Source organism: Pseudomonas sp. SED1, from assembly GCF_034044025.1.
Taxonomy (GTDB): domain Bacteria; phylum Pseudomonadota; class Gammaproteobacteria; order Pseudomonadales; family Pseudomonadaceae; genus Aquipseudomonas.
On the sequence record NZ_JAXCIS010000173.1, the window covers coordinates 1 to 10,218 of the forward strand.

General features: G+C 61.4%; 9 protein-coding genes. 4 read left to right on the forward strand and 5 right to left on the reverse strand.

Features of this window, described 5'->3' with window-relative positions:
• The first annotated feature begins 102 nt into the window (after positions 1 to 102).
• The gene (locus SNL23_RS21800; RefSeq protein WP_318303477.1) at positions 103 to 915 is read left to right on the forward strand and encodes a crotonase/enoyl-CoA hydratase family protein; all 813 of its coding nucleotides are present in this window, start codon (positions 103 to 105) and stop codon (positions 913 to 915) included.
• 6 nt (positions 916 to 921) lie between these two features.
• Positions 922 to 1,755: an NAD(+) diphosphatase gene (gene nudC, locus SNL23_RS21805; RefSeq protein ID WP_008430294.1), complete on the forward strand. Its 834-nt coding sequence runs from the start codon at positions 922 to 924 to the stop codon at positions 1,753 to 1,755.
• Here the strand turns inward: nudC and SNL23_RS21810 are convergent.
• The 3 genes from SNL23_RS21810 to SNL23_RS21820 all read right to left on the reverse strand — a co-directional run bounded on the left by SNL23_RS21810 (position 1,723) and on the right by SNL23_RS21820 (position 4,492).
• Positions 1,723 to 2,502, reverse strand: a complete 780-nt coding sequence (locus SNL23_RS21810; RefSeq protein WP_169388171.1) for a TSUP family transporter — start codon at positions 2,500 to 2,502, stop codon at positions 1,723 to 1,725. The two genes, nudC and SNL23_RS21810, sit on opposite strands and share 33 nt — an antisense overlap.
• A 195-nt stretch (positions 2,503 to 2,697) precedes the next feature.
• The gene (pcsA, locus tag SNL23_RS21815) at positions 2,698 to 3,414 is read right to left on the reverse strand and encodes a phosphatidylcholine synthase (protein WP_076016540.1); all 717 of its coding nucleotides are present in this window, start codon (positions 3,412 to 3,414) and stop codon (positions 2,698 to 2,700) included.
• A 151-nt stretch (positions 3,415 to 3,565) separates the two neighbouring features.
• On the reverse strand, positions 3,566 to 4,492 hold the full coding sequence (locus SNL23_RS21820) for a class I SAM-dependent methyltransferase (RefSeq protein WP_318303478.1): 927 nt from the start codon (positions 4,490 to 4,492) through the stop codon (positions 3,566 to 3,568).
• Between the two features lie 190 nt (positions 4,493 to 4,682).
• On the opposite strand from SNL23_RS21820, the gene mdeB reads away from it, so the two are divergent.
• Positions 4,683 to 7,361 carry an alpha-ketoglutarate dehydrogenase gene (gene mdeB / locus SNL23_RS21825; RefSeq protein ID WP_318303479.1) on the forward strand — a complete coding sequence of 893 codons (2,679 nt, stop codon included), beginning with the start codon at positions 4,683 to 4,685 and terminating at the stop codon, positions 7,359 to 7,361.
• 121 nt (positions 7,362 to 7,482) lie between these two features.
• On the opposite strand, the gene SNL23_RS21830 is transcribed toward mdeB, so the two are convergent.
• Positions 7,483 to 7,971, reverse strand: a complete 489-nt coding sequence (locus SNL23_RS21830; protein WP_318303480.1) for a DUF1289 domain-containing protein — start codon at positions 7,969 to 7,971, stop codon at positions 7,483 to 7,485.
• A gap of 150 nt (positions 7,972 to 8,121) precedes the next feature.
• Entirely contained in the window at positions 8,122 to 9,372 is a 1,251-nt protein-coding gene (locus SNL23_RS21835; protein WP_008432895.1) for a ribonucleotide-diphosphate reductase subunit beta, read from the reverse strand.
• Between the two features lie 283 nt (positions 9,373 to 9,655).
• On the opposite strand from SNL23_RS21835, the gene SNL23_RS21840 reads away from it, so the two are divergent.
• Positions 9,656 to 10,132, forward strand: coding sequence for a GNAT family N-acetyltransferase (locus tag SNL23_RS21840; protein ID WP_318303481.1), 477 nt, complete (start codon positions 9,656 to 9,658; stop codon positions 10,130 to 10,132).
• Positions 10,133 to 10,218: the final 86 nt, after the last annotated feature.

Here is a 10,218-nt window from a genome sequence, read left to right on the forward strand (position 1 = left end):
GTTCTTCAGTCCCGCTTTTGGCGTTTGCACAGCCTTACCCGCCGTCACACACCCTTGATATAGTTCGGCCCCTATTCCAGCCGCCAGTCAAGGATCACTGCCATGTCCGAATACCAAGCCTTTGTCGTCGAACTCAGCGGCAATGTCGCCCATGTGCAGCTCAATCGCCCGGAAAAGATCAACGCCATGAACGCAGCGTTCTGGACCGAGATCATCGATATCTTCCAATGGGTCGAAGACACCGATGCGGTGCGTGCCGTGGTCATCAGCGGCGCCGGCAAGCATTTCTCCTCCGGCATCGACCTGATGATGCTGGCCTCGGTGGCCAACGAATTCGGCAAGGACATAGGCCGTAACGCGCGCCTGCTGCGGCGCAAGATCCTCGAACTGCAAGCTTCCTTCAATGCGGTCGACAACTGCCGCAAGCCGGTACTCGCGGCGATCCACGGCTACTGCATCGGCGGCGCCATCGACCTGATCAGCGCCTGTGACATGCGCTACGCCGCCGAAGACGCGCAGTTCTCTATCAAGGAAATCGATATCGGCATGGCCGCCGACGTCGGCACCCTGCAACGCCTGCCGCGCATCGTCGGCGACGGCATGCTGCGCGAGCTGGCCTACACTGGCCGCCAGTTCGGTGCTGAAGAGGCGCGCAGCATCGGCCTGGTGAATCGCGTGTACAGCGATCACGAGAGTCTGTTGGCAGGGGTTATGGAAATCGCCCGGGAAATTGCTGCCAAATCGCCGATCGCGGTCACCGGCACCAAGGCGATGATCAGCTACATGCGTGACCACACGATCAATGACGGCCTGGAATACGTTGCCACCTGGAACTCAGCTATGTTGCAATCCAACGACCTGCGCGTGGCCATCGCGGCCCATATGAGCAAGCAGAAACCCGACTTCGTGGATTGACTGAACATGACCCCAGGCTGGATAACCACAACGCTGCTGGACAACGACGCCCCGGGCGGCTGGGCCGTGGCCCGCAGCCGCGAAGGCTTTTTACACGACCAGAACGGCCCGCTGTTCCCCCGGGAATGGCTCAAGCGCCAGGACCTGTCGGTGTTTGCCGAGCATGGCATCGGCCATCTGGACGGCGAGCCGGTGTACCTGCTGGAGCTCAATAGCCCAGCTGATGTACCGGGTTGCGGCTGGCAGGGCCTGCGGGCGTTCATGCTGCAAGGCGACCACACGCTGTACAAAGTCCTCGGCTACGCCGCGCAAATCGGCACCTGGGCCCGGGAACACCGGTTTTGTGGCAGTTGCGGCCAGGCGATGGTGCAGGTGCCACGGGAGCGGGCGATGTTCTGCCAGGCCTGTGACCTGCGCAGTTACCCGCGTATCTCGCCGAGCATGATCGTGCTGGTGACCCGTGGCGACGAGATCCTGCTGGCCCGCTCGCCGCGCTTTGTCACGGGTGTCTACAGCACCCTGGCGGGGTTTGCCGAGCCGGGTGAGTCGGCCGAGGACTGCCTGATTCGCGAAGTGCGTGAAGAAGTGCAGGTGGAGGTCAAGAACATCCAGTACATGGGCAGCCAGTGCTGGCCGTTCCCGCACTCGATGATGCTGGGCTTTCACGCCGAGTATGCCGGCGGCGACATCGTGCCCCAGGCCGACGAGATCGAAGACGCGCAGTGGTTCAACATCCATGAACTGCCGCCGTTGCCGGCGTCCCGCTCGATTGCGCGCTACCTGATCGACCTCTACCTGGCCCGTCGCTTAGGCCACGCTGAACCAGTGCTGCCAGGCTAGGCGCACCGTCAGCCCGAGGACTACGGTGATGAACACCGGGCGAATGAACTTGGCGCCGCCGCTGATTGCGCTGCGTGCGCCAAAGAACGCGCCGCACATCACTGACACGCCCATGCACAGGCCGACAATCCAGTCTACCGAACCATTGAAAATGAACACCGTCAGCGCCGCCGCGTTGCTGACGAAGTTCATGCTGCGCGCCACGCCACTGGCTTTTACCAGGTCGATGGGGTGCAACAGCATGGTGCTCACGGTCCAGAAGGCCCCGGTGCCCGGGCCTGCGACGCCGTCGTAGAAACCCAGGCCAAAGCCCTGGGTGGACTGCCATTTCTTCTTGATCGGTGCGTCGTTGTCCAGCGCCGCCTTGGGCGTGCCGCCGAACAGCAAATACAAACCGCAGCCGAACACAATCACCGGGAGCATCTTGTTCAGGGTTTCGGCGGGCAGGTAATGGGCGACGACGGCGCCGGTGAGTGCGCCGATCAGCGTGCCGACGATGGCATGCACCCACTGGCGCGGATGAAACAGCTTGCGCCGGTAGAAGGTAAAGCTGGCGGTGGCCGAGCCGAAGGTGGAACTGAGTTTGTTGGTGCCCAGCACCAGGTGGGGCGGCATGCCGGCGGTCAGCAGGGCAGGCGTGGTGAGCAGGCCGCCGCCGCCGGCGATTGCGTCGATGAAACCGGCGATAAAGGCAACCACGGCGAGGATCGCCAGGGTGGTGAGGTCAACGCTGAGTTCGAAGGGCATGGGCAAGACTTATTCGGCAAGGCGCAGCAAGGGCTGCGCGAAAGGCCGGTATCTTACCCATAACCCTGGGGCGAGGCGATCCAAATGTGGGAGCGGGCTTGCTCGCGAATGCGGTGGATCAGCCACTCTATCCGGTGACTGACACTGCGCATTCGCGAGCAAGCCCGCTCCCACATTTCAACCGTGCCCGCCTGGCTATTTATGTGTTTCGACCCACTCCAGTGCGGTGCGCCAGAAGCAGATCCCCAGGAAGTACGCCGACATCAGCAACCACAGGCCCATGGTCAGCCCATTGGTGTACGGGAAGTCGATCACCAGCAGCAGGCTGCACAGCAACCAGATGGTGGTCACTGCGATATTGAGCGGCATGAAGCGCTTGACCCGGAACGGGTGCAGGAACTTCATCGGCGTTACGGTCAACAGCGCCAGGACGATCACGGTGAGCAAGGTGATCCAGGCATCCGGCTGGATGATGTAGACGCACAACGCGACCACATTCCAGGCGGCAGGGAAGCCCTGGAAGTAATTGTCCTTGCTCTTCATGTTGACGTTGCAGAAGCAGAACAGCGACGACACCAGAATCACCGACACCGTAAACAACGGGGTGAAGTCCGGCAGGGCGATATAGCGATAGATAAACAGCGCCGGAATAAACACGTACGTCAGGTAATCAATCACCAGGTCCAATACCGAGCCATCGAAGCTTGGCAGCACCGTCTGCACGTTCACCCGTCGCGCGAGGGAGCCGTCCACCCCATCGACGATCAAGGCCAGGCCCAGCCATAACAGGCAGGCCTTGGGCTGGTTGTCGAGCAGCGCCAACGTTGCCAGGAAAGCCAGGACCACGCCGGTGGCGGTGAAACCATGGGCGCCCCAGGCCTTGAGACGGGCTACATGCAGAGTCGATATCACAGGGGCGTTCTCCAAAAAGGTGAAACAGGGCAGCCGACGGGCGTGACGCCATCGAATCTGGCCAGAGTGTGCAGGTATCGACCGGGAAGGGTGGGATAAGGTTCACCACCCGGCGTAATGGTAAGCGTAGCAAGCGTAGGACTTTTCGGCATCAGACTTGTCGGAACACCAGCGCCTTTAGCCCGCTTTGCGGGTCGACATCGGGAAATTCCGGTGGGTTTTCCAGCCGCTGGTCAAAGCGCAGCCCCGGTGCTTCGCGGGTTACGCCGTCGATCAGGAAGTCTTCGCCGAACGCCGGATCATTCATGCACGCCAGCACCGTGCCCTGGGCCGTGAGCAAATCCGGCAGGCGGCGCAGTACCCGCTGGTAGTCCTTGGTCAGCAGAAAGCTGCCTTTCTGGAAGGAGGGCGGGTCGATGATCACCAGGTCATACGGGCCGCTGTGAGTGACCTTGGCCCAGGACTTGAACAGGTCGTGGCCGAGGAAGGTCACTTTGCTCAGGTCATGACCGTTGAGGCGGTGGTTGTCGCGACCGCGGCTCAAGGCGCCACGGGCCATGTCCAGGTTCACCACATGCTCGGCGCCGCCTTCGATGGCAGCCACGGAAAACCCGCAGGTGTAGGCAAACAGGTTCAGCACCCGTAGGCCTTGAGCCTGTTCGCGCACCCAGTTGCGGCCGTAACGCATGTCGAGGAACAGCCCGCTGTTCTGCTTTTTGCCCAAATCGATCAGGTAACGCAGGCCGCCTTCGGTGATGGTCAGTTCGTCAACGGCCTCGCCCAGCAGCCACTCGGTGGTGCTTTGCGGCAGGTAACGGTGTTGCAACGCCACGGTGTGAGCGCCGTAGGCCGACCAGTCGATCTGCGTCAGCACCTGTTTCAAGGCCTCAAGCTCGGCGGCCCCGGGCTCTTTGAACAGCGAGACCAGCACCACACCTTGCAGCCAATCCACCGTCAGTTGCTCCAGGCCCGGCCAGCAGCGGCCACGCCCGTGAAACAGGCGCCGGGTCTCGGCGGGGACGGTTTGCAGGGCGGTCAGCAAATGGGTGTGCAGAGTGGCAAGTGCGTCTGGGTTCATCGGGCAGCGTCGGTCATTGAGCGGGCGGCATTTTAAACACAATTGCGGGGTTTTCGGGGCTTGAAGCACAACGTGCTTGGAATTTGTCGATTGGCAGTGATTTGTGCTCAAAAGACTATGAGAGGCTGCGTATAACAGTCAAAAAATCCTCTTGCGCCGACATAAACTGGAAAAAAGCCCGGAGGTGCCCATGAACGGTTTCGCGAGTGCAGTGAGTCAGACAGCGATGGACCAGGAAGAACTGGCCGAATGGCGCGATGCCCTGGCCTCCCTGGTGGCCAACGCCGGGCCGGCGCGGGCGCGGGAGATCCTCGACATGCTGGCGGAGGCCGGCGGCGCACCGCACATCGGCTGGAAACCCCGGCATGGCACGCCTTATATCAATAGCATCGCCGTGGAGCAGCAACCGCCGTTCCCCGGCGACCTGGCCACCGAAGAGCGCCTGGCCTCGGTGGTGCGCTGGAACGCCCTGGCCATGGTGGTGCGTGCCAACCAGGCCTATGGCGAACTGGGTGGGCATATCGCCAGCTACGCCAGCGCGGCAGACCTGTTTGAAGTCGGCTTCAACCACTTCTTCCGTGCCCGAAACGCCGGTTTTGGTGGTGACCTGGTGTTCTACCAGCCGCATTCCGCCCCCGGCATCTATGCCCGCGCCTTCCTTGAAGGGCGCCTGAGCGAGGCTGACCTGGCCCACTATCGCCAGGAAATCGGCGCCGGCAAGGTCGGCGCCCGTGGCCTGTCCAGCTATCCCCATCCGTGGTTGATGCCGGACTTCTGGCAATTTCCCACCGGTTCCATGGGCATTGGCCCCATCAGCTCGATTTTCCAGGCGCGGTTTATGCGCTACCTGCAGCATCGCGGCTTGCAGGACACCACCGACCGCCACGTATGGGGCGTGTTCGGCGATGGCGAGATGGACGAGCCGGAAAGCATGTCGGCCCTGACCCTGGCTGCCCGCGAGGGCCTGGATAACCTGACCTGGGTGGTCAACTGCAACCTGCAACGCCTCGACGGCCCGGTGCGTGGCAACGGGCGAATTATCGACGAGTTGGAAGCCCTGTTCGCCGGTGCCGGCTGGAACGTGATCAAACTGGTTTGGGGCTCGGACTGGGATGCCTTGCTGGCCAAGGACGCCGACGGCTCGCTGGTACGCACGTTGTCGCAGACCGTGGACGGACAGTTCCAGACCTTCGCCGCCAAGGACGGCGCCTATAACCGCGAACATTTCTTCGGCCAAAGCGAGGCGCTGTCCAAACTGGTCGAGGGCATGAGCGATGAGCAGATCGACCGCCTCAAGCGTGGCGGCCATGACATGGTCAAGATTCACGCCGCCTATCACGCTGCACGCCAGGTCACGGGCAAGCCCACGGTGATCCTGGCCCAGACCAAAAAGGGCTTCGGCATGGGCGAGGCCGGGCAGGGCAAGATGACCACTCACCAGCAGAAGAAGCTCGACCGCGAGGCGTTGATCGCCTTCCGCAATCGCTTCCAGTTGCCGCTGTCGGATGAGCAGACCGAATCCCTGAGCTTCTACAAACCGGCTGAAGACAGCCTCGAGATGCGCTACCTGCACAAGCGCCGTGCCACCCTCGGCGGGTATGTGCCGAGCCGTGGCCAGCAGGCGCCTGCGGTGAACGTCCCGCCGGTGTCGGGCTACGGTGCGTTTGCCACCCAGGCGGACGGCAAGGAAATGTCCACCACCATGGCCTTTGTGCGCATGCTCACCAACCTGCTCAAGGACAAGGCCCTCGGCCCGCGCATCGTGCCCATCGTCGCGGATGAAGCGCGCACCTTCGGCATGGCCAACCTGTTCAAGCAGATCGGCATCTATTCCAGTGTCGGCCAGCGCTACGAGCCGGAAGACATCGGCTCGATCCTTAGCTACCGCGAGGCCACCGACGGGCAGATCCTTGAAGAAGGTATCAGCGAAGCCAGCGCCATCAGCTCCTGGGTCGCGGCGGCCACCAGTTATTCGGTGCATGGCCTGCGGATGCTGCCGTTTTACATCTACTACTCGATGTTCGGTTTCCAGCGCGTCGGCGACCTGATCTGGGCGGCGGCCGACCAGCGTGCCCGTGGCTTTCTGCTGGGGGCCACTGCCGGGCGCACCACCCTGGGTGGCGAAGGCTTGCAGCACCAGGACGGCAGCAGCCACCTGACCGCCGCCACCGTGCCCAATTGCCGCGCCTACGACCCGGCGTTTGCCAGCGAGTTTGCGGTGATCCTCGACCACGGCATGCGCCAGATGCTGGAGCACGATGTGGACGAGTTCTACTACGTGACCCTGATGAACGAAAACTACCCGCAGCCGAGCCTGCCTGAAGGCGTCGAAGCGGCGATCATCAAAGGCATGTACCGGCTCAGTGGTCAGCCCGATGGCAAGGTTCGCTTGCTCGGCTCGGGCACGCTGGTGCGTGAAGCGCAGGCAGCCGCGCAGTTGCTGGCGGACGATTGGCAGATTGACGCTGAAGTGTTCAGTGTTACCAGCTTCAGCGAACTGGCCCGGGAGGCGCGGGAAGTAGAACGCTGGAATCGCCTGCATCCGCAACAGCCGGCGCGGCGCAGCCACCTGGCGGACTGTTTGCCCAAGGGCGCGGCGGTGGTGGCGGTGTCTGACTATGTGCGGGCGGTGCCGCAGATGATTGGGTCGTACGTGGACTCGGCGTACACCGTGCTGGGGACGGATGGTTTTGGTCGCAGCGATACCCGGGCCGCGTTGCGGGATTTCTTCGAGGTGGACCGCCATCACATCGTGTTGGCTGCGCTGACGGCGTTGGTGGAGCAGGGGCGTCTGGAGCGGCAGGTGTGTCAGCAGGCGATCGAGCGGTACGCATTGCAGACCGATCGCGCGCCGTCGTGGGCCTCCTAAGCGAAGAAGATCAAAGGTGGGAGCTGGCTTGCCTGCGATAGCGGCGGGTCAGCTTGTATCTTTGGTGACTGATACACCGGCATCGCAGGCAAGCCAGCTCCCACATTTTTTGTGATGTGGCTTAGAGCGAGGCTATCAACGGCGCCCCAAACGATTCCCGCAGAAACCCCGGCGCGATATACCGCTCGTAATGCGCCTCGGACAACAGAAAAAACTCCCGATCAATCGCATCCCGCAAATCCGCCAGACTTCGCTCGCGAAACTCCGGCAACAGCGCCAACCCATACGCATCCAGCTTCGAAATCACCCGCGCGCCCCGGGCAATCAACTGGTACGCCCAGCAATACGGCGACTGGTGGGGCACAAACCGAATCTTGCGGTCTTCCAGTTGCTGGCGCAGGCGCTGCGGGTCCAGCACCTGCAGCTTGCTGGTCATCACCTGCACCAGCAGTTGTTCCAGGCGCAGCCACACCGCTTGTTTCTCCTCGGCGTTGTAGCCGTTCCACTGAATCACCTCATGGTGATAACGCTTGCAGCCCCGGCATACCAGGTCCCCGTAAACGGTGGAGCACAGGCCGACGCAGGGTGTCTTGATGGTTTGATTGGGCATAAAGGTACGTATACAAAATTTATGGAGCACTGATAACCAATGTGGGAGCGGGCTTGCTCGCGAATGCGGTGGATCAGCCTAGATATCTGGCGACTGACACACCGCCTTCGCGAGCAAGCCCGCTCCCACATTTTTAATTGGCGTCGCTAATCAGTCCCAGCTCAGCGCGCCGCCGGTCTGGTACTCGATCACACGGGTCTCAAAGAAATTCTTCTCTTTCTTCAAGTCCATGATCTCGCTCATCCAAGGGAACGGATTCGTCGTCCCTGGATACTCTTCCTTCAACCCAATCTGCGACAAACGACGGTTCGCGATGAACTTGAGGTAGTCCTCCATCATCGCCGCATTCATCCCCAACACCCCACGTGGCATGGTGTCACGCGCGTATTCGATCTCCAGCTGAGTCCCTTGCAGGATCATCTGGGTTGCTTCTTCCTTCATCTCGGCATCCCACAAATGCGGGTTTTCGATTTTGATCTGGTTGATCACATCGATGCCGAAGTTCAGGTGCATCGACTCATCCCGCAGGATGTACTGGAACTGCTCGGCCACGCCGGTCATTTTGTTGCGACGGCCCATGGACAGGATCTGGGTGAAGCCGCAGTAGAAGAAGATGCCTTCCAGTACGCAGTAGTAGGCGACCAGGTTGCGCAGCAACTCTTTGTCGGTCTCGACGGTGCCGGTTTCGAACTTCGGATCGGAGATCGAACGGGTGTACTTCAAGCCCCAGGCAGCCTTTTTGGCGACCGATGGAATCTCGTGGTACATGTTGAAGATCTCGCCTTCATCCATGGCCAGCGATTCGATGCAGTACTGGTAGGCGTGGGTGTGGATCGCTTCTTCGAAGGCCTGGCGCAGGATGTACTGGCGGCACTCCGGGTTGGTGATCAAGCGGTACACGGCCAGTACCAGGTTGTTGGCAACCAGGGAGTCGGCGGTGGAGAAGAAACCGAGGTTGCGCATTACGATGCGGCGCTCGTCGTCGGTCAGGCCTTCGGGGTTTTTCCACAGGGCGATGTCGGCGGTCATGTTGACCTCTTGCGGCATCCAGTGGTTGGCGCAGCCGTCGAGGTATTTCTGCCAGGCCCAGTCGTATTTGAAGGGGACGAGTTGGTTGAGGTCGGCGCGGCAGTTGATCATGCGCTTTTCGTCTACGGCGACGCGGGCAGCGGAACCTTCCAGCTCGGCGAGGCCTTCGGCGACGTCGAGTTTGTCGAGGGCGGCCTTGGCGCGGATGATCGCGGCGGAGTCGCTGGCGGTCACGTTGCGGGCTTCAAGGGCGGCGGCAGCGCCGGCGCCGTCGAGGCGGTCCATGTTGGCTTCGGTGGCGTGGCCGGCGTTGGCGCCTCGGATGACTACGTCACCGGTGTCTGGTTGATCTGCTTCATCCCAACTCAGCATTGAATTGCTCCTTCCTGGTCCGTTTGACGGCGTGGGCTTCGATTCACCCAGCGTGTTCAAAAATGTGCGTTTTGCAGGCTTCAAGGCATTGAAATACTGCGCATAGTGTGGTCGGTATTCAGCGTCGCCGCACACTATGTAGTGGTTGTCTGTGTTTGTGGGCACACTATATGGTGTGTAATAACGATGGTCAACGCACAAGACGGGCCGTTTTGAGTGGCTGGCATGAAGTAGGTCAGCTATAAAGGCCGGGATCATTGACCCGAATCAGGACCTCAAAGGAATGAACAATCTGCAGATCCGCGCCGCCCGTCTGGAAGACGCCGAGGGCATTTTCCAGGTGCATAAGAACTCCGTCGAAAACCTCTGCAACGCCGATTACGTCCCGGACCAGATCAGCATGTGGCTCGACGGCCGCTCGCCCGAGACCTACCGCGAGGCGATCGTCGCCGGAAACTTCTGGCTGGCTTGCACTGATACGCTTCAGGGCTTCGTGGAAATCGACGGCCATGAAGTCAGCAAACTGTTTGTCCGGGGTGACGCCGCCGGGCAGGGGATTGGTGCCCGATTGCTTCTCGAAGCATTGCAACGGATCGAAGCTGCCGGCCATTCCAAGGCGTACCTGGAGGCGACCCTCACCGCCGAGAAATTCTATGCCGCGTTCGGCTTTCGCAAGTTCGGAGAGGGCACCTTCAGCCGGGGCAACAGCCCGGTGTCCATCGAGATCATCAAGATGGAGCGATTGTTCCAGGGGGCATGACCAAAACGCACCTCAAGCAACCAAAAGGTCCTTGCCCAACCACTCGGTGCCTCGCCCGCTCGCGGCCATCGTAGTTGACGGCCCCC